At 44.4% G+C, this 18,744-nt stretch carries 20 protein-coding genes; 10 read left to right on the forward strand and 10 right to left on the reverse strand.

Features of this window, described 5'->3' with window-relative positions; translation table 11 throughout:
- The 7 genes from FHS86_RS14030 to FHS86_RS14060 form a co-directional block, all read right to left on the reverse strand.
- On the reverse strand, positions 1–338 hold a 338-nt coding region (locus FHS86_RS14030; RefSeq protein ID WP_429414873.1), incomplete at its 3' end, for an ISAon1 family transposase N-terminal region protein.
- A 359-nt stretch (positions 339–697) separates the two neighbouring features.
- Positions 698–1,651, reverse strand: a complete 954-nt coding sequence (locus FHS86_RS14035; RefSeq protein WP_429414875.1) for an outer membrane beta-barrel protein — start codon at positions 1,649–1,651, stop codon at positions 698–700.
- Positions 1,651–2,445, reverse strand: coding sequence for a hypothetical protein (locus FHS86_RS14040; RefSeq protein ID WP_429414878.1), 795 nt, complete (start codon positions 2,443–2,445; stop codon positions 1,651–1,653). Before FHS86_RS14040 ends, FHS86_RS14035 begins: the two co-directional genes overlap by 1 nt.
- Before the next feature lie 20 nt (positions 2,446–2,465).
- The gene (locus FHS86_RS14045; protein WP_429414880.1) at positions 2,466–3,392 is read right to left on the reverse strand and encodes a hypothetical protein; all 927 of its coding nucleotides are present in this window, start codon (positions 3,390–3,392) and stop codon (positions 2,466–2,468) included.
- 11 nt (positions 3,393–3,403) lie between these two features.
- A complete protein-coding gene (locus tag FHS86_RS14050; protein ID WP_429414883.1) occupies positions 3,404–4,378 on the reverse strand; it encodes a hypothetical protein in 975 nt (324 codons plus the stop codon).
- Positions 4,378–5,244 (reverse strand): hypothetical protein, encoded by an 867-nt coding sequence (locus FHS86_RS14055; RefSeq protein WP_429414886.1) that lies wholly within the window; start codon positions 5,242–5,244, stop codon positions 4,378–4,380. The genes FHS86_RS14050 and FHS86_RS14055 overlap by 1 nt, the downstream gene beginning before the upstream one ends.
- Complete coding sequence (locus FHS86_RS14060) at positions 5,210–6,217, reverse strand: RNA polymerase sigma factor (RefSeq protein WP_429414889.1); 1,008 nt, start codon at positions 6,215–6,217, stop codon at positions 5,210–5,212. The genes FHS86_RS14055 and FHS86_RS14060 overlap by 35 nt, the downstream gene beginning before the upstream one ends.
- A 164-nt stretch (positions 6,218–6,381) precedes the next feature.
- Between FHS86_RS14060 and FHS86_RS14065 the strand changes: the two genes are divergently transcribed.
- Entirely contained in the window at positions 6,382–7,185 is an 804-nt protein-coding gene (locus FHS86_RS14065; RefSeq protein ID WP_429414892.1) for an SDR family NAD(P)-dependent oxidoreductase, read from the forward strand.
- Between the two features lie 181 nt (positions 7,186–7,366).
- Positions 7,367–8,704 carry a TolB-like translocation protein gene (locus tag FHS86_RS14070; protein ID WP_429414895.1) on the forward strand — a complete coding sequence of 446 codons (1,338 nt, stop codon included), beginning with the start codon at positions 7,367–7,369 and terminating at the stop codon, positions 8,702–8,704.
- A gap of 144 nt (positions 8,705–8,848) precedes the next feature.
- Here the strand turns inward: FHS86_RS14070 and FHS86_RS14075 are convergent, their stop codons facing one another.
- Both FHS86_RS14075 and FHS86_RS14080 read right to left on the reverse strand, forming a co-directional pair.
- Positions 8,849–9,481, reverse strand: a complete 633-nt coding sequence (locus FHS86_RS14075) for a cytidylate kinase-like family protein (protein ID WP_429414898.1) — start codon at positions 9,479–9,481, stop codon at positions 8,849–8,851.
- Between the two features lie 22 nt (positions 9,482–9,503).
- Positions 9,504–10,853, reverse strand: a complete 1,350-nt coding sequence (locus FHS86_RS14080) for an MATE family efflux transporter (RefSeq protein ID WP_429414901.1) — start codon at positions 10,851–10,853, stop codon at positions 9,504–9,506.
- A 231-nt stretch (positions 10,854–11,084) separates the two neighbouring features.
- On the opposite strand from FHS86_RS14080, the gene FHS86_RS14085 reads away from it, so the two are divergent.
- The 8 genes from FHS86_RS14085 (at position 11,085) to FHS86_RS14120 (ending at position 17,021) form a co-directional block, all read left to right on the forward strand.
- Positions 11,085–11,642, forward strand: a complete 558-nt coding sequence (locus tag FHS86_RS14085; RefSeq protein ID WP_429414904.1) for an RNA polymerase sigma factor — start codon at positions 11,085–11,087, stop codon at positions 11,640–11,642.
- Positions 11,635–12,192 carry a hypothetical protein gene (locus FHS86_RS14090; RefSeq protein WP_429414907.1) on the forward strand — a complete coding sequence of 186 codons (558 nt, stop codon included), beginning with the start codon at positions 11,635–11,637 and terminating at the stop codon, positions 12,190–12,192. The genes FHS86_RS14085 and FHS86_RS14090 overlap by 8 nt, the downstream gene beginning before the upstream one ends.
- Before the next feature lie 11 nt (positions 12,193–12,203).
- Complete coding sequence (locus tag FHS86_RS14095) at positions 12,204–12,422, forward strand: hypothetical protein (RefSeq protein ID WP_429414910.1); 219 nt, start codon at positions 12,204–12,206, stop codon at positions 12,420–12,422.
- Positions 12,412–12,606, forward strand: a complete 195-nt coding sequence (locus FHS86_RS14100) for a YwbE family protein (protein WP_429414913.1) — start codon at positions 12,412–12,414, stop codon at positions 12,604–12,606. The genes FHS86_RS14095 and FHS86_RS14100 overlap by 11 nt, the downstream gene beginning before the upstream one ends.
- Complete coding sequence (locus FHS86_RS14105) at positions 12,603–13,505, forward strand: RluA family pseudouridine synthase (protein ID WP_429414915.1); 903 nt, start codon at positions 12,603–12,605, stop codon at positions 13,503–13,505. Before FHS86_RS14100 ends, FHS86_RS14105 begins: the two co-directional genes overlap by 4 nt.
- Positions 13,506–13,650: 145 nt before the next feature.
- Positions 13,651–14,673, forward strand: a complete 1,023-nt coding sequence (locus FHS86_RS14110; RefSeq protein ID WP_429414918.1) for a substrate-binding domain-containing protein — start codon at positions 13,651–13,653, stop codon at positions 14,671–14,673.
- 20 nt (positions 14,674–14,693) lie between these two features.
- Positions 14,694–16,055, forward strand: a complete 1,362-nt coding sequence (locus tag FHS86_RS14115; protein WP_429414921.1) for a uroporphyrinogen decarboxylase family protein — start codon at positions 14,694–14,696, stop codon at positions 16,053–16,055.
- A gap of 51 nt (positions 16,056–16,106) precedes the next feature.
- Positions 16,107–17,021 carry a GTP-binding protein gene (locus FHS86_RS14120; RefSeq protein ID WP_429414924.1) on the forward strand — a complete coding sequence of 305 codons (915 nt, stop codon included), beginning with the start codon at positions 16,107–16,109 and terminating at the stop codon, positions 17,019–17,021.
- A 93-nt stretch (positions 17,022–17,114) separates the two neighbouring features.
- Here the strand turns inward: FHS86_RS14120 and FHS86_RS14125 are convergent, their stop codons facing one another.
- Positions 17,115–18,740 (reverse strand): RagB/SusD family nutrient uptake outer membrane protein, encoded by a 1,626-nt coding sequence (locus FHS86_RS14125; protein ID WP_429414926.1) that lies wholly within the window; start codon positions 18,738–18,740, stop codon positions 17,115–17,117.
- Positions 18,741–18,744: the final 4 nt, after the last annotated feature.

An 18,744-nucleotide genomic window follows, 5' to 3' on the forward strand; every position in this document is an offset into this window, starting at 1 on the left:
ATTGCTTTTAAAAAAGACGCAAATTCCTGTGTCATTCGCGTTCCTTTTGCTACAATCGTCCAATCCCTGCAAACGATCTGGCCGGTATCGATATTTGTCCATCTTCGTCGCTTCACATTTAAATAACATGCTTTGCCCCGCAGAGGAAAATCTTGCACTGTGACTGCGTCATAAAATCCCTTGGATATCAGACGTTGTTTTGAGTATTCTTCGGGAGGAACATTATTTTCTTCGAGATAAATCGTATAATATTCTTTGTTCTTTTCGGTCTTTACAACTGTAAAGTAGTTCAACATGCCATCGGGCAACATTAAACTTATAATTTCATCATAGTTCATACCACAAATTAAAAACTTATCAAGTTACTCCCCAAATTTTTGGCTTGATCCATCTATATCGGATTCACATCGGATATCGACAACAGAAATTATAGGAAACATTTTCCCACCAAGCATCATTTGTTTCAGAAAATCAGTGATAAATAATCTTACCCCTCCGAGTAATTCTATCTTACCCCTCCGAGTAATTTTACCTTAGCAGAACGGATAATTTCATTCTGCCCGATCGGGTAAGATTCTGTTTGCGCCGGGAGCCTGTTCTCGATAATGATTACAGCAACTGTTGTGGTATGATCTTTAATTTTGAAAATCCAGAAAGATAAAGGGTAAGCCATTGAAAGAAGTTCTATTTCTTTCAATTACCAGAAGTACCACCCTATGTTCATTGAAAATGCTCCGTTTCGCACACGCATGTAATTGGTATTTACGAAATTGTTGATATGATTGGAATATTCAAGCTCAAAGAAAAAACGCTTTGCAAAGTCAAATCCTATGCCGCCAACATAATTAAGCATTACTTTGCCAAAATTGGAATATTGTGGATCGTCAAAAACTATTTCACTTCGTTGCAATACCAAAAAATCGAACCGCAAACCACCATACACCCGGTAGTTGGCTTTTTGTACAACGGGAAAATAATAATTGATAAGAAAGTCGGTTGACAGGAAGTAGAATTTTGATTCAAAATTATTACTTGTGTAACCAGCATAACTCTTGTTTGATTCGGAGAAATAAAATGTATATTGATTTCGAAGCCCTTTCAAATGAGTAAAACTGAATCTGGGAGAAAATGAAAATGAAGAACTAATTGGAAAATTTCCTTTTATTCCACCGGTAATATTGTTTTCAATACTTGCTTCCTGTTTGGCAACACTTTTTCCGTATTGCTCCATTTCATAATAGTAGGCCGTCTGCCAGCCGCTGTTGCCTTTAAGGTACAAACCAATTGCATTTTCGATGTTTGGCTGTGCCAAAATACTCCCGTTAAGCACCAAAAAAGTAAGTCCTAAAAAGGTGATCCGTTTCATACTTTCAATTTTATAATTGTTGTTTGCTAGTATGATGTGATTTATAGGAATGGTGGCACTTTTTTCGGGATAAATCAATTCAATGTTTCCTTTCATCTTCAAGGTGTCGAGATGGAGTATGGCGGTTTCGATGCTTTCCATCTCAGAAACTTCAGGTTCCATCCAAACAGTGTCGGTAACAATTATGTATTCATATACAACAATTGTGTCGGGTATTTGTGAAAAAGCACTGCCCGTTAAGAGCAGTGCCGATAGTAAACTATTTAGTTTGATGAAAGGGTTCATTATTCAAATTGGATGTAAATGGTCGAATCGCTGCAAAAGCCGTAATTTGATAGTACACTTACTTCAATTCCTATTTTTGTTTTATCGGGATCGGCCAGTGTAGAATCGTAAATAATGCCAAAATGCTCACCGAAATCTACTCCTTTTACAACAAGCTCTTCAAAATGAATTGTACTATGCGTGGCATAAACCTCAATGTTGGGTTTGAAACTGATAATGATTGGGATTTCCTTGTTCTTTGGAGCGGGGTTTTCTTTAAAACAAAGACTGTCGAAGCGGACTTTCAGGTGATCGATATTCAGATAGCTTTCCGTTTCGAGTATTTTCTCGTCGACACTTTGTGCGATTTCATTTACCAGATGGGCAAGTTCATCGTTGGTATAAATTTGCACATACAGGTTGTTCCGGATAAATTCCTGCCCTTGCTTGTAAGAGCAGTTTCCCACTACTGCAGGGTTGTCGATTTGCCTGTCATAGCTGTTTCTTTCGTTCGAAAAGCCATTCTTGTTTGAGATAAAAAAATCGTATGCTTCATTGCTGCTTTCAAATACCCGTACTTGTACATGGCAATAACCCGAATCACTACTCCACCGATACCCGTAATATGCTCTGTTCTCGATGATACTGGCATCAAAATAATCAAACTGGATTTCACCCATTTTCTCAAGCGCAGGAAGATCTGCATGCGATAGATCAATTCGCGGTCTGATCAGCTCGATTTCGTCAGGTTCTTTATTACAGGCCGAAAACACAACAAGTACCCAAAGTACACATAATAGGTTTTTAAAGCTCATGGTATTAGTTCGTCAGTGTGTTATTTACCAATTTCAATTTCCACCAAATTTTCATTGTTGCCCAGCCATATGCGGCCATCGTCGAGCAAGGTTTCATCAATGGTTTTAAATTCAACTCCCAATCCGGGATATTTGTAATAGACTGAATAAGAACCGGGTTCAATGAATCCCCTGAAAGTATATTCTTTCTCATACTGGTAGGTTTCACCAGCCTTTAACAGCAACAGCTTATCGATATCGTAATAGCTATCGTACTTATAAACCCGGCTAAGATCATTTATTGAATTCCATGACCTTTCTTTCTTGCTGTCAATCAAGGTAATCCTCCACTTGTTGTCGTACAGGCCATTGTCGGTTAAAACATTGGGATTGAGAACGTAATAATTCCAGTCGTCGTTGTTGTGTAGTAAAAAACGGACATTGAGTACCGAATCGTTCTTCAGAACAAGGTTTTCGATGGTAAGCGACAGTCCTTTTTTGAGTTGGCCATTTTGCTTCAGTGCATCAATGAGCTGTGGGCTGTTTCGCGGATCATGAACAAGCGGGTCGCCCATGTACCAACACTGCGATCGTTCAAGTTTGACTACAAAGTCAGCCATGTCGAGCCGGTTGTAAATCAGCAGGGAATCGGTATACGGACCATCGCAGGGCTTACAATCATTGAACATGCCCTCAAAAATAATAGCTCCGTTGTATACTATCCAATACTTTGTATAATTAATCTGTTCCAGTTCCGCCTCAACCGACTTATTCAGATAAAACTGTCGTGACGAACTGTCGTACCAGGCAATATCGTCCGATGCTATCAACAGGTGATCACCAATGACGATGTTGATTCCATCGCCGGCCCGAAGCCTGGGTTCAAGCGCATCGTTGGAGCACGACAGCATGAAAAGCCCCAATAAAACAGCGGTAAATGCTAAAGTTCCTATTCGAATCTGCTTCATGTCCACTTCTTTTAAAACACATAATTAATTCCCAAAGATGCTCCAATGGTTTTGAAATAATAATCGTTATTGCCCAGCACAAGCCCCTCGGGGATGTTTAAGCTGTTGTAAATGCTGTTGACTGATTTTGCAAATTTCGCACTTACGCTTAAATGACTCTTGATGCGGCAAGTTACCCCCCCCTGAAAGGCAATCAGATTAAATCGGGTCTTTATCTGATGATGCCAGGTACTGGTTCCTATTACCCGATGGCTATTTAAAAACTCCATATGACTCAACTCAAATCCGGCAAAGGGCTGCCAGTTTCCCAGCTTCACATTAAATTTTAAAGGCAGCGAAACCTGAAGATAGTTGAGTGTAAAGAGCCCGGTATTCAATTCATCGAGCAATATGCGGGTATATATTTTGGCATAATCGTATTCAATAGCAGGCAGGGTTTCATCGATTTCCTTCAGCTGTTTGTACTCCGAAGGAGGTGACATGAAGGCTGCCTTAAGTCCTGTTGAAATACTCACCCGGCTTCTGCTAAAGTTGAATTGTCGTTCAACCCCCAAATAGGCCCCGCTCCACATCGGGTTGCCTATGGTGCTTGTATGGTGTTGTAACCACATACCCTCAGCGCCTGCCTTCAGGTTCCATTTCTGTTGAGCATAAATTGTTGTGTTCATACTGAGTAATAAAAAAGTAATCCATCCTGTTTTGCTCATCTTTTCATTCTTGAGATTGTTTTCCTTAATGATGTTCATTTTGGAAAGGGTGGCACTTTCTTCATTAAAAAATATTTCAGGAGGTGTTTTCGAATACATCGTGTCAGATAGAATTATTTTTTCTGCTGATAAGTTTTCAGGCAATGGAGATTCTATCCAAACCGTGTCTGTAACATGAATGTATTCATAAACCACCAGCGTATCGGGGGTTTGTGAAAATGCACTGCCCGTTAGGAGCAGTGCAATGATTAGCTTGACAGGTTTAGAGAAAAGGATCATTATTCATGGTCGCCTTGCGGCATTAAATAAAATCTTAAACTAAGAGAATGGCTTGCCGAGGAATACAAATTGGTGCTTAAACGCTTGTTTGCTGCGGCAAAACTGCCTGAATAGGCCTTTACTGTTAAGGAAAACTTTGGTTTAATCAGGTATTCAAAGCCCAGTGTCCAACCGCTTTCATTCCATTGGTAGGCCGGGAGCATCAATTCATAATCTTCCTCCAGGAGCGCCCTTTTAAACTCAATGCCACCAAAAAGAATCCATTTGCCGCTATGATAATGGAGCAAAAACGGAAAGGATACATTGTATTCAATTCTTGTATCCATGGTGTCGAGGTCGACAAGCGAACTGCTGGTAAAACTACTTGTGCTTGAATAGGGTTTCCCCCTTGACTGAATTCCGGCCGAGAACGACCAATGGTCTGAATGAAGCGGAAATCTAAGTTCGATCCCATATCGGTTAAGCAATGACATGCCTGTGACCCCATAAGGGTTAGGTTTAACAGCCGCCCAGGAATAGCCAATGCTGAGACTGACCAAGGGCTTTGAAAGCAGGCTTTTCTTTGCATCTACCTCTTCTTCTGCAGGAAGCACATTCGGGGCAAGGTTGTCTGTGCTCCGGTTTTCGTTCTTCACCGATACAGAAATTCCCGGCTTCATTGCATGTTCTGAAGCGACCAACTTCAAACTACTTTGGGCATTGGCCATGAGCTGTTCCATCTCTGGTTCAAGCCACACCGTATCGGTAACATACTGGTATTCATACACCACCAGTGTGTCGGATTGTGCCGGCAATTGCAGATTTAAAGTCAATAAGAGCAGCAAAAGAATTTTAGTTTGCAGGTTTTTCAATTCGGATGGTATCATGGATTACAATAGTTTTTTTGATAATTACTGCTTCTGCATTGGCCGGCTTTCGCTCTTCTTTCTTTTCTTCCTGAGTTGCCTCTTCGACAAGTAGCTCAAGCACTCCGCCTGAAAGGGTGTCGGGTTCATTGGTTTTTACTGTATCGGGAAGAGCGGAAAAAACGGCTGGCTGTGGACTAGTTTGCACCGATTCGTTCTCACGCTTACCGAAAGCCAGCCAACAGCTTGCGGCCATCAGTGTGGCAGCCGAGCCGTAAAGAACTGCCTTGCCGCCAAGAGTCGCTGTCCATTTTATGGCATTTTGCGTTGTGGCATTTTGCACAAAGGCAGGGATTGCGGTACTCATTTCGAAACCTTTAAGCCCTCGTCTGAAAATGCGATCAACGGGGCGGCCGGGTAATAACAAAAGCAAAAACCACGCTATATTGCGTCGCTGAATCAGCGACTGCTGCTCCAGCGCCCTGGCATAAAGCAGCTCCTGTGCCTTCTTGCGGGCCCTGCTCAGATGCGACTTTGATGTACCCACGCTAATACTCAGCATTTGAGCAATTTGTTCGTGTTTGTATCCTTCAATCACATAAAGATTGAACACCGTTTTATGATGCAGCGGAAGGTGATCGATTACCGAAAGAAGTTCACCCGCTGTAAACGATGCCTGCTCGATGGCAGCCCTTATCTTATTTCGCGCCTGTTCCATTGTTGTTTCGTGTACAGTTTGATCAAGCTTTTCGTCGAGCCACATGACATGTTGCTTTTGACGCAGGTGAAGCAAAGCCTTGTTAAGGGCAATCTTACGGATCCATCCTTCAATACTTCCATGGTTACGAAAAGTATCGGCTTTGTTAATTGCCGTGATAAACGTTTCATGAAGCAAATCTTCGGCAAGACTTTCATCTCCAACATACCTTCGGCATAAGCCTTTCAGGGCCGGAGCATTTTCCCGGTAGAGTTTTTCCCAATTTATCGTCTTCAAAATAATCTGGTTTTGCTTGGTCAACCAACATAAGGATGCAGAAGAATAGAAAGGTTGCACCCAGATGGCATTTTTTTTCGAAAACATGCAATTTAAAACATGCAGGTAAACAAACAGGCAAACAAAGGTAAACAAAGCCTGTTTATATAGTTAAACATATATCAATGAAAATAAACAAAAAAGTAATCGTTGTAAGTGGAGCTGGCAGTGGAATGGGCCGTGAACTGGTCATTCAGCTGGTATTAAAAGGTGCCAAAGTCGCCATGGCAGACCTCAATGAAAAGGGTTTAAAGGAAACCGAAACAATGGCGGGAGCAGGCAAGGTATCGCTTCATACCCTTAACATTGCCGACCGGAAAGCTGTTGAACAACTACCCGAAGCTGTAATTGCTCACCATGGTGCGGTCGATGGAATCATCAACAACGCAGGCATCATCCAACCTTTTACCGACATGAACGATTTGGACTATGAGATCATTGAACGAATTATCAATGTCAACCTGTATGGGACCATTTACATGACAAAAGCCTTTCTGCCCCACCTGCTCAAACGACCGGAAGCACATATTGCGAATGTTTCGAGCATGGGCGGATTTATTCCCTTTCCAGGACAAACAATGTACAGCGCCTCAAAGGCTGCTGTGAAAATTTTAACCGAAGGATTGTATTCCGAACTCAAAGAAAGCAATGTTGGTGTGACCATCATTCACCCCGGGGCCATCAATACCAATATTATGTTGAATTCGGGACTGACAAGCCCCGAAGCTGAAAAAGATGCCAAAGAAAGCGCAAGCCATAAAACCCTGGCAGCAGACAAAGCAGCCTCCATCATGATCGATGCCATTGAAAAAAATAAATTCAGGGTGATGGTTGGAAAAGATGCCCGAATGCTCGATTGGCTGTACCGTTTCCATCCTAAGATGGCAGTCAACCTAATTGTGAAACAAATGAGTAAAATGAAACACTGAACAGTCAAAAAGCAGTTTAACATCTGACGCTGGCACAAAATACGATCGTTCGCTCCCAAGCGCTTATCTACTTTTAGAAGTCGTGATGCTGCACTGGATTTTGCATTAAATTATGCATCTTTGGATAAAATACGGTACCTGGGTCTCAACGGGCTCTCATGCACTTTTAAAACTTACTACGATGATAAGTCCACGATTAATCCTTCTTAGCGCTCTTCTTGTTCTGTTCGGATTCGCTGCATTTTCACAAATTGGAACCCGTTTCCCGTCGGAGCGAAAAGTTATTACTGACCCGGTAACCGGAGCCAAACTGGTATTTCTAACCAGTACACCGGCCGGCGATCACAAAATTTATCAAACCCACAACCAATGGACCTCCGATGGCGAATGGCTTATTTTCCGGTCGAAGCGGGTGGAAGGTGAAGCCATGGCGGTACATGAGAAAACAGGTACATTGGTGCAAGTAAGCGAAGGGGGCTACACCGGCATGCTCAACGTAGCCCGAAATTCGATGATGCTGTACTTTATGCGCAGGGTTGAAAATGAAAAAGATGCCATACAAATTGTAGAGGTCAATCTCGAAAAACTTTTTGCCGATAGCGAAGCCGGAAAATTAAAGGGAGTAGACGCCTACGAACGCATTTGTGGCACGATACCGCCCGAATGGGGTGCAGGGGGCGACCTGGCGCTCGACGGCGGAGAGGAATGGGCATGGTTTCGTACCGGACGCGATATGGCCATAAAGAACCTGCCCGAAGGGCTTGAGCCTGAAAAAGACTTTGGCCCACGCAACATGGGTGCAGGCCCGGGAGGAATCGGCGGCATTAACATCCATACCGGAGAGATAAAATATGTGGTTTCGGTACCTTTTCAGGTTGGCCATATCCAAAGCAATCCCTGGATACCCGGGCAAATTGTATTTTGCTGGGAAACCGGGGGAAAATCACCTCAACGAACCTGGATCGTGAACGCTGACGGAACCGGCTTACGCCCCTTGTATCCCGAGGCCGAATACGAATGGGTAACCCACGAGGCTGTTATCAGCAACGATGAAGTAGCCTTTGCCATTATGGGGCATCGCCCCATTCCTGAAACCGAAGCCGACACCATCAAAGGCACCGGGGTGAAAGGTGCGAACCCCGGACAGGAAGCTGCCTGGGGACCTTCGGGCACACGCGAAAAACCAACAGGGCTGGGCATTGTAAACATCAACACCCGCGAAATGCACATCGCCGGACAGATACCCTACGGAAGCGGGTTCTGGCACGTAAGCGGCTCGCCCGACAAACGTTTTGTGGTCGGCGATAACTTTAAGCGCGATATTTACCTGATCGACCGGCGCAACAACGAAATGATGTTGCTTTCGACTGGTCATAAGCGCACTGCTGCCGACCATCCGCACCCCACGTTCAGCCCCGATGGAACACGCATACAAATTCAGTCGGCCATGTTGTCGGACGACGACAGATCGATGAACATTTGCATCATTCATGTACCCGACGAATGGCTCGAACGTTGAAAACAATGAACATAAACCGCTGATGAAACGATTTTTACCCTTACTGATATTTTTATTGTTAGTTCACTATGCAGCAATTTCGCAACAAGCTCCTGTGTTTGGCAAATTACGACTTCTTCTTTCCCTTAATTGCATATGTGCATTTTACAAGGCTGCCTTTTTCATCCAGGTTTCAGAGAAAGCAACGATCAGCTCAGCCGCATTTTCAATTCCCACAACAGAGGTATTGACACACAGATGGTACGAGGCAGCAGCACCCCATTGCTTGTTACTGAAATAATTATAATAGGATGAACGTCGTTTGTCTTCTTTTTCAATGTAGGCCAAAGCTTCTTTGTCACTGAGCTGATGCAAGGCTACAATGCGTGCAATACGATCATTCTTATTGGCTGTAACAAAAACATTGAGACACAAGGGCTGATCTTTCAATACATAATCGGCACAACGGCCAACAAAGAGCGAGGCTTCCAGCCTTGCTTGTTCCCTGATTACATCGCTTTGAATCTGAAACAGTCCTTCGTTGCTCAGCAAATAACCCGAGTACACTTCGTTGAAGAGGGAATTACGCATTCCGAACATACCTCCAAAAATGCTGTGCCCCGACTTTTCATCGGCCTTTTCAAACACGTCCCTTCCCAAACCGCTTTGCATCGAGGCCAGTTGGATCAACTCCTTGTCGAAGAAAGCCATGCCCAGCTTCTGTGCAACAAGTTGACCGGTAAGATGGCCGCCACTTCCGGGCATTCTGCCCAGTGTAATGATAGGATGATATTTCATAAGTAACTGAATTGCTTCAAATTTACTGTTTATTTTTTGTTTGCTGATAATAGCGATAAAGCATCACGGCCGAAATTATCGCTGAAAGCAGATCGGACACAGGCATACTGTACCACACCCCTTTTACCCCGAAGAACAAAGGCAGAAATAACAAAGCGGGCAAAAGGAAAAGTACCTGTCTCGAAAGTGACATAAAGATGGCTTTTCGCGGCATACCAATACTTTGAAAGAAACTCGAAGTGACCATCTGAAAACCAATAATCGGGAAGAACATCATCACAATGCGCAAGCCAGGCACGGCAATATCGATCAACTGCTGATCGCTTGTAAAAATCGATGCCACTGTATGTGGAAACAACTCACCAATGGTGAAACCAAGTAAAACAGTTCCTGTGCCCAAAATAATGGTGAATTTAAGCACCCTGTTCACCCGTTCGAAATTCCGTGCTCCGTAATTATAGCCTGCAATGGGCTGCATTCCCTGGGTTAAGCCCAACACAATCATTGGGAAGAAAATAACCACCCGGTTGATAATTCCATAAGCCCCCACAGTCAGATCGCCTCCGTATTTGACCAGTTGCTGATTCACGATGATGACAATGGCCGACATGGCTGTGTTCATCAAAAAGGGAGCCATCCCAATTGAAAGCGAATCTTTTACAATTCTGGTCTTCAGCCGCATGGCACTCCATTGGATGTGGATAAAACTGTCGCGCTTGCTAAACATTTTAATCTGCCACACCAGCATTAGTGCCTGGGCGATTACAGTCGCAAATGCTGAGCCTTTGATTCCCCAATCGAAAACGAAAATAAACAACCAGGTGAGAAGAATATTGATTACCACCGAAGCCAGGGTCGTATACATCGAGAAACGGGGTTTTCCAATTGCACGCAACATGGCATTCAATCCCAGATACATGTGGGTAATTACATTCCCCAGCGTAATAATTACCATGTAATCGCGTGCATATCCTATGGTAACGCTGCTTGCACCAAAAAAATACAGAATGGGATCGAGAAAAAGGAGAATCAGAATGGAGTACACAGTGCCCATTAAAAGATTCAGCACAAAAACGTTACCCAAAATATGATTGGCAGTTGTATAATCTTTTTGCCCCAGTCTCAACGACATCAGGGTAGCAGCTCCCACACCAATGAGCGAGCCAATGGCGGCTGCCAGGTTAATCAGCGGAAAAGTAATGGCCAGACCGGAAATGGCCAGTGCACCAACGCCCTGACCGATAAAAATACTGTCGGTAATATTGTAAAGCGAAGCGGCCGTCATGGCAATCACCGAAGGAATGGCATATTGCAACAAGAGCTTCCACACATTGTCGGTACCCAAAGCAAGGGTTGAATTTTTTTGATCCATTGTTTCTATATAAAAAGCAAGCGCCAGGGTCGGATGCAAACTAAAAGCCTGGAGACACAAAGAAATACAGTCAGGTAGTGTGTTAAAAGCAGGTGCAAAGTTAGTATTTCCTTTCTATCGGTGTCTACTACACGATCGAAAATCAAACATTCAAGTAAAAACATTGCGAAAAAAATACCTGCAAAATGTAACAAATCAACTTTAACCCTACTAAATGACAAAAGTAGTACAATGAAAGTGAACAAGGAAGAACAGTTCAAACAAATCATTGAAGATAACGGCGACCGGATCATGCGTATTTGCCGTTACTACAATCCCAACAGTGAAGATCAGAAGGACATGTATCAGGAAATTCTGATCAACATATGGAAAAGCCTCGATCATTTCAGAGGCGACTCGAAAATAAGCACCTGGGTGTACCGTGTGGCGGTAAATACTTCGTTGAGCTACACAGGAAAGGTATTCCGTCAGATGAAAATGACCGTCAGTCGTGAACTTGAAAACCTGCATGTACTCCTGGAAGATGAGCTGCTGCTGAAACAACAACTCGAAAACGATCTCGAAGCACTGCAAACACAGCTAAACTTGTTGTCGGTAATCGACAAAGCCCTGATATCGCTGGTACTCGAAGGATTATCGACCCGCGAAATTGCCAATGTAATCGGATTGACCGAAAGCAATGTAAGGGTTAAAATTCACCGGATTAAAGAAGAACTACGCGAAAAGCTTTCTGAAACCAGGACGAAAAATAAGATTGATGAACCTGTTAAACAAATCCAGAATGACTAAAGAATATAGAAATATCGATCCATCGACCAATATGCCAGGCTTTATCAACAGCCTTAGAAAAGAAGATGAACGCAACCGCAAAATGACCCGTAATTTACAGTGGGTAATGTGGGTACTGGCACCTGTCTATCTTCTCCTTTTTGCACTTCCACAGAATAATACCCTGTATGAAAAAGCCGGAGGCCTCGCCTATGCTGTATCGTTTACCCTGTTTGGCTTCATTATGAAATGGCTCAATAAGGAATACCGCATGGTCGACTATGGACTTCCCACCGTACAGATGCTTAACCAGGTTGCCAGGCGTTACAAGTTATTTCAGCGGAAAATCTTACTGGTTATTCCACCTATGTTGATCCTTGAACTGGCGATGATACTCATATTGTACAAACCCGAAATTCCGGGACATCTGCTGAGAATCACCCTGATTACCCAGGCACTGATACTTCCATCGGCCGGCATTGGCTTTTTCATCGGGAGCATGATCTGGAGAAAAAGGCAGAAGCCCTTACGCGACGCGGCACTTAAAATGCTTAACGACTTAAAACATTAAAACTGAATGGCATGAATAACTTTTTTAGAAATCTTGGTTTTAGCGGAATTTTCATTTTCGTACTGGTGAGAATTATCGAACATTTCTTACCCGGCATCATTGCCGATTTCATGAGAGGATTTCTTGAAGGATTTTCTTTCACCTTTGTCATCGTTTTTCTTACTTTTAGCGCCATACAATTTTACAAAAAAAAAACTGGCGTGCACACCAGAAACGAACATGGAAGGTAACATCCGTAAAAATATCAGTTCGGGCAGCAGGGTGCTGATCGTACTTAAAGCCGATCAGCGCAGTGGACAACTCACTGAAGGCATCGTGAAAGATATTCTGACCAACTCGCCCCAACACCCGCATGGCATTAAGGTACGACTGGAGGACGGACAAGTTGGCCGGGTAAAAAAAATAATCGAATGAAGCACGATAAACCAGCTTCGTTTAAACCGGCTAATACAACCATTCTGAATGTTGATCGCGACGAGGAGCTTATGAAGTATTTGCTCATCAGCCTGAAAGGAAAATCGCGTAACAACATAAAAAGCCTTTTGTCGCATCAGCAGATTTTAGTTAACAAGCAACAGATCAGCCAGTTTAATCATCACCTTAAAGCTGGCGATCAAATCACCATCTCCAATCAACGGACGCAGGAACTGCCACGTGCTTCTAAACAATTTTCAATAATTTTTGAAGACGAACACCTGATCATTGTAGATAAACAAGCCGGCATTCTGAGTATGGGCACACAAGGAGAAAGGGAACATACCGTTTACTTTCAGCTAAGCCAGCATGTAAAACAGCAGAACCGGGCAAATAAAATATTCATCGTACATCGGCTCGACCGCGAAACATCGGGAGTTATGGTGTTTGCCAAAAGCCAGAAAGTAAAGCAACTGCTTCAGGAAAACTGGAACCAGGTGCTTGCTGAACGGAGCTATATCGCTGTAGTTGAAGGTGTGTTTGAAAAAGAACACGGAAGCATCCGCTCGTACCTGCACGAGAACAAGTCGATGAAGGTTTATTCAGGCCAGAAAGCCAAAGACGGAAAACTGGCCATTACTCATTTTAAGGTAATCAAACGTTCATCAACGCATACCCTGATCGAACTGCATCTCGAAACGGGGCGTAAAAATCAGATCAGGGTTCACATGCAGGATGCCGGGCACAGTATCATCAACGACAAGAAGTACGGTGCACAAACCAACCCAATCGGGCGACTTGGACTTCATGCCCGTGTACTTTCAATAAAACATCCGCTGACAGGCAAATTGCTCCGATTTCAAACACCCATACCTCCTTCTTTCTTAAAATTGTTTTAAGAAATTCACTGGTTTGACCGTCACATTTTCATTGCATTCTTTCTGCTTTTCCGCTTCATTTTAAAAATAGCTGTGATGCTGGCTCATTAAGTGTGATGCTGTGTGTGGTTTGAATTGATTATTTTTAGATTTTTAAAGCACCATGATGAGCAAACAATTTGAGCACCTGTACCTGCAACTGGCAGCATACTATCAGGAACGTATTGCTGGCGGGCATTACCAGCCGGGCGAACAGATCGATTCCATCAACCGGATTGTATCACGGCATGGAGTATCGCGCGACACGGCCAAACTGGTATTGCAGCAGCTTAACCGCGAAGGCTGGGCCACCACCATTGCCGGTCGGGGAACTTTTGCCACACCTCAACGGGAAATTAAAAAAGCCTGGGCAGTAATCATTCCGCTGTATTCGTCGAACATGGAGCAATTGCTGAGCAACCTGCACAGCGAAGCACTTGCAGTACAGCGCGACTTCAGTTATTACCTGCATTACAATCAGCCCGAAGAAGAACAACGGCTCGTCAGGCAACTGATTCACGAAGGCTATGAAAGCATTATGGTGGTTCCCAATTACGACGAAACGCTCACCACCGGCTTTTATTCCCGCCTGATTACCGGCCGAACCCGCTTAATCCTGCTCGACAACACGATGACGCAAAGCACTTTTAACTGTGTAATACAAAGCTACGAACTGGGCATCAAAAGGGCGCTCGAATACTTCCAGCAGCAGGGAAAGAGCAACATTCTGCTGGTAAAAAACGAACAGTGGAAAGGCAGGAACCTCTTGCATGAATACATCGAAAACAGCTTGTATGTTCATGCAACAAACAGGCAGTTTCAGAACATCAGTACGGCCACTGTAATGGAAATCGATGCTGCTTATTGCCGAGAACATGGTATTGATGCCATTATTTGTAACAACGATCATCATGCGGCAACACTGGTTGGTAAGCTCGCTTCCGAAGGAATGGTCCTTCCCGGTGAACTGTCGCTAATCAATTACGGAAATACTTCACTCACCCGCTATTTTACACCGGCCATAACCGCCATCGACTGTAAATACGAACAACTGGCAGCCAGGGCCGCAGCACTCACAGTGAAGATTCAGAAAAATCAAATCACAGAACAACACATCATTCAACCTGAATTAATCATCAGAAAAACCTGAAACATTAAATAAAATCAACGATGCAAGGAAAAGAGTTAATAAATAAAGCATTTCAACGTCAGCATGTCGAACGCATCCCCTGGGTACCCTTTGTAGGTTGCCACGCTGCGCAGCTCACCGGTAAAAAGGCCGGTGAATATCTTCAATCGGCAACGCTGATGCTCAAGGGAGTCAACAAAGCCGTTGAATTATATCAGCCCGATGGCATACCGGTGGCTTTCGACCTGCAAATTGAAGCCGAAGCCATGGGTTGCCGGCTGCACTGGGCCGATGACAATCCGCCCTCGGTTATATCGCATCCACTTTCGGAAGGCATTGCACTGAGTGAGCTAAAGCTTCCTGATGCCAACGATGGCCGCATTCCGGTCGTACTTGAAACCGCCCGACTGCTGCGTGAAAAGCATCCCGAACTGGCCCTTTACGGTCTGATAACCGGACCGTTTACACTGGCGCTCCATTTGCTGGGAACCGATATATTCATGAAAATGTTTGAAGACCCCGACTATGTGCATCAGCTAATGAACTTCACCAGCGATGTTGCTGCTAAAATGGCCGAACAATACATCGAATCGGGCTGCGATGTTATTGCCGTAGTCGATCCCATGATCAGCCAGATCGATCCTGATTCGTTTTCCACCTTTATACAGGAGCCCAGTACCCGCGTATTCAAACACATCCGTGAAGCCGGAGCGCTGAGTTCTTATTTTGTGTGCGGCAATGCCACCCAGAATATCGAGGTGATGTGCCAGTGCAAGCCCGACAATATATCGATTGATGAAAATATCGATCTCACTTATGTAAAAGAGATGGCTGAAAAATACCAGCTCAGTTTTGGCGGTAACATGCGCCTGACAGTGGTATTGTTGATGGGAAGTACCGAAGATGCTCAGCGGGAAGCACTCGAATGTATGGACCTTGGCGGAAAAGAAGGCTTTGTTCTGGCGCCTGGCTGCGACCTTCCCATGGCCACACCCTCTGAGAACCTGAAAGCCGTAAGCCGGTTAAATCACGATGAGCTACTTCAAGGTGAATTAAGAGCCAGCACAGCCACCATCCACGAAGTGGAACAACTTGACCTGAGCTCCCACTGGTCCGATGAGCAGGTGATTGTTGACGTGATTACCCTCGACTCATCATCATGCGCGCCCTGTCAGTACATGGTCGATGCCGTTGAACGTGCCGCCCGAAGGTTCAACGGAAAGGTTCAGTTTAAAGAACACCGTATTAAAGATGCCGAAGGAGTGCAGATGATGTTCACCCTGGGAGTGCGAAATCTGCCGACCATTGTGATGGACGGAAACATCGAGTTCATCTCACAAATCCCTCCTATTCATACCATTGAGGAACGAATTGAGCATTATCTGAGCAAAAAGAAAAATTAAACAATGAAGGCCGGCACAGGTCTGCCGGCCTTCTATTAACACGGGACGAATATGATTCCCTTTTATCTCATTACCGGCTTCCTGGGAAGTGGAAAAACTACTTTTCTGAAACACCTCCTGAGTACGCTTGGAGAGCGGCACCGTATTGCCATCATCCAGAATGAATTTGCCCCGACGGGCATTGACGGGAAGCTGCTACAAGAAAATTCTCCCGACTTTCAGCTTGTTGAAATAAATAACGGCTCGGTTTTTTGTGCCTGCCAGCTCAGCAATTTCGAAGCAACACTGCTCAGGCTGCTTGAACACTACCGACCCGAATTGGTCTTTCTGGAGGCTTCGGGCCTGGCCGACCCGATTAACATGGCCGAAATTTTGCAAAGTCCTTCACTTGTTTCGCAAATGCAATTGCGGCATATTTTCTGCCTTGCCGATGGCGAAAATTATTTCAAGGGATTAAAACTGATTACCCGCTTTCAGCATCAGCTGATGATTGCCGATACAGTGATCATTAACAAAAGCGACCTGGTTACGCCGCAGAACATGGCTGCCATCGAGGAAGCCATTTCATCCAAAAATCCCTTTGCAAAGATTGTTCAGACCCGTTTTGGCATCTTCGATTTTGAGCCCGAAAGTCAACCCGTCAGGAAATATGTTTCCATTGGACAAGCTTCGGGAGGCAGGCCACCCTTGCAGGTAAGTGTACTGAGAAACAATGTCCGCTTTTCGATGCCGGAACTGGAAATACTTTTTCAGGAAATAGCAGCACAAAGTATCCGCGCCAAGGGCATTTTTCACCTGACAACAGGAGAAACCGTATCGGCGCAAAGTGTTTTTGAAAATATTGAAATGAAGGAAATTGAAGTCGCACCCGGCCCCAATGAATTGATTGTATTTGGCGGCTTCACCCCAAGGGAATTAAAAGAACTGGCAGAAAGAACTGTCAGCTTAAGAAAAGGGAAAAGCTAAGCTACCTACTCTTCCGTTATTGCAATAAGAAAAGGGCTGCTCCCGGCAGCCCCTTCCAACTTTTTTTCATATTGAATTCCACAAAAGGTGCATTTAGTCGGCATAAGCCGGATTTTGAGGATATTCGCCCGAGTCGAGTGCAATGGCTCCCAGCGGAATAGGTCTCAATATTTTATAGGTTCCGTTATTCCCAAGAAAAGGATCGGTACCTGAATTGTACAGCGAACGGATATCGGGGTTGTGTATTTTCGTACGTTCCATGAGTTTTCCAGTACGTTTCAGGTCAAACCAGCGGTGACCTTCACCTGCCAGCTCACGGGCTCTTTCGTCAAGCAGAAAATCGAGATCCAAAGCCGCAGCTTCAATCTCCATGTCGGTCTGATGACCGTCCATTGCAGCCCTGCGACGCACCGCATTCACCAGTTCCAGGGCCCGGTTCACATTACCCAATTGCCAATATGCCTCAGCTGCATTCAGGTAAGTTTCACCCACTCGACATAAAAACAAATCGTGTGTATACCGTTTGTCATCGGTCTGTAAACGGTCAAATTTCTTCAGTGGAGGAAAGCTCGCCTGGTTATTGCCATCCCACCAGCTCTCGCCCATGGGAACAATCACAGCATTTTCACGAAAACGCCGGCGCTCCTTTACCCAGTTGTCAACATTGGCAATTTCCTCATCCGTTCGCGGGAAATAGTAGGCAATGTCGGAAGTATAGGTCGCCAGTACCGCATTGTAAAAAGGATTGGTGAGAATGTTCCAGAAAGTACCCTCAAAACGGGAATCATAGTCGTCGTAAACTCGGTAGAGATACTCGGTAGGATGCAGTAAATTTTTCTTCGACACGCCTTCGCCTGCTCCCTGAATGAGTGGTCCCCAGGGATAGTCCCAGTTATGAGCCCCGCCATTCATTAACGATACTTCGTCGTACTGAATAGAGAACAAAACTTCGCTGTTATTGTCGTTCATGTACTTGAAGATGTCGGCATAATTTGGATATAAGTTGCGACGTGCCAACACTTTCTCGGCCGCATCAGCTGCCATTTGAAAATCATTCTCCTGTCCATATTCTTCATAGGCACGGGTAAGGTAAACTTTCGACAGGATATGGTTAAGCGCATCGAGTGTTACTCTTCCAAAATCTTCCTGGCTTTCAGGAACCAATAATGCTGCCTCTTCGAGTTCAGCAATAATGAAGTCATACACTTCGGAAGCAGCATTCCGCTCAAAATGTGTAATGGGTTCCGATACCATATTCTCTACCAGGGTTACGTCGCCAAAGGTCTGAACCAATAAGAAATAATAATAGGCCCTCAGGAACTTGACCTCGCCCAACCGGGACTCAAGACTTACACTTTCTTCGGTCACGCCGTTATAATAAACTGCTGTATTACACACCTGAATACTCTGGTAAAGCTTTTCAAAGAAAGACGATACATGAGGAGATCCGGGGGTTAATGACAAATAAGTAGTTAATGCCAGTGGGGCATCCTGATGAGCACCGAAAAACAGGTCGGTGCCGGCACAATACATATAGGGTGTACCTCCATAAACATCACGAAGCGTAGCATAAGCAGAATTCACAAGGGCTTCATAGCCATTCTTTGTAACATAGAAGTTCTCGGCAGTTGCACTGCTCTTATTTTCTTCAACCAGAAAGTCGGCACAACTGTTCAGGAGGAGAAAAAAAGCGATTGAGATATAAATCAGTTTCTTCATAATT

Origin of the sequence: Roseimarinus sediminis (genome assembly GCF_050433125.1) — a bacterium.
Classification (GTDB): Bacteria; Bacteroidota; Bacteroidia; order Bacteroidales; family Prolixibacteraceae; genus Roseimarinus; species Roseimarinus sediminis.

Excerpts from the sequence above, each read along its gene's own strand:
- FHS86_RS14095 (WP_429414910.1), top strand. The coding sequence starts at position 12,204 with ATGAATAACTTTTTTAGAAATCTTGGTTTTAGCGGAATTTTCATTTTC.
- FHS86_RS14085 (WP_429414904.1), top strand. The coding sequence starts at position 11,085 with ATGAAAGTGAACAAGGAAGAACAGTTCAAACAAATCATTGAAGATAAC.
- FHS86_RS14105 (WP_429414915.1), top strand. The coding sequence starts at position 12,603 with ATGAAGCACGATAAACCAGCTTCGTTTAAACCGGCTAATACAACCATT.
- FHS86_RS14110 (WP_429414918.1), top strand. The coding sequence starts at position 13,651 with ATGAGCAAACAATTTGAGCACCTGTACCTGCAACTGGCAGCATACTAT.
- FHS86_RS14065 (WP_429414892.1), top strand. The coding sequence starts at position 6,382 with ATGAAAATAAACAAAAAAGTAATCGTTGTAAGTGGAGCTGGCAGTGGA.
- FHS86_RS14040 (WP_429414878.1), bottom strand. The coding sequence starts at position 2,445 with ATGAGCTTTAAAAACCTATTATGTGTACTTTGGGTACTTGTTGTGTTT.
- FHS86_RS14100 (WP_429414913.1), top strand. The coding sequence starts at position 12,412 with ATGGAAGGTAACATCCGTAAAAATATCAGTTCGGGCAGCAGGGTGCTG.
- FHS86_RS14125 (WP_429414926.1), bottom strand. The coding sequence starts at position 18,740 with ATGAAGAAACTGATTTATATCTCAATCGCTTTTTTTCTCCTCCTGAAC.
- FHS86_RS14070 (WP_429414895.1), top strand. The coding sequence starts at position 7,367 with ATGATAAGTCCACGATTAATCCTTCTTAGCGCTCTTCTTGTTCTGTTC.
- FHS86_RS14115 (WP_429414921.1), top strand. The coding sequence starts at position 14,694 with ATGCAAGGAAAAGAGTTAATAAATAAAGCATTTCAACGTCAGCATGTC.
- FHS86_RS14120 (WP_429414924.1), top strand. The coding sequence starts at position 16,107 with ATGATTCCCTTTTATCTCATTACCGGCTTCCTGGGAAGTGGAAAAACT.
- FHS86_RS14045 (WP_429414880.1), bottom strand. The coding sequence starts at position 3,392 with ATGAAGCAGATTCGAATAGGAACTTTAGCATTTACCGCTGTTTTATTG.
- FHS86_RS14050 (WP_429414883.1), bottom strand. The coding sequence starts at position 4,378 with ATGATCCTTTTCTCTAAACCTGTCAAGCTAATCATTGCACTGCTCCTA.
- FHS86_RS14080 (WP_429414901.1), bottom strand. The coding sequence starts at position 10,853 with ATGGATCAAAAAAATTCAACCCTTGCTTTGGGTACCGACAATGTGTGG.
- FHS86_RS14055 (WP_429414886.1), bottom strand. The coding sequence starts at position 5,244 with ATGATACCATCCGAATTGAAAAACCTGCAAACTAAAATTCTTTTGCTG.
- FHS86_RS14075 (WP_429414898.1), bottom strand. The coding sequence starts at position 9,481 with ATGAAATATCATCCTATCATTACACTGGGCAGAATGCCCGGAAGTGGC.
- FHS86_RS14035 (WP_429414875.1), bottom strand. The coding sequence starts at position 1,651 with ATGAACCCTTTCATCAAACTAAATAGTTTACTATCGGCACTGCTCTTA.
- FHS86_RS14090 (WP_429414907.1), top strand. The coding sequence starts at position 11,635 with ATGACTAAAGAATATAGAAATATCGATCCATCGACCAATATGCCAGGC.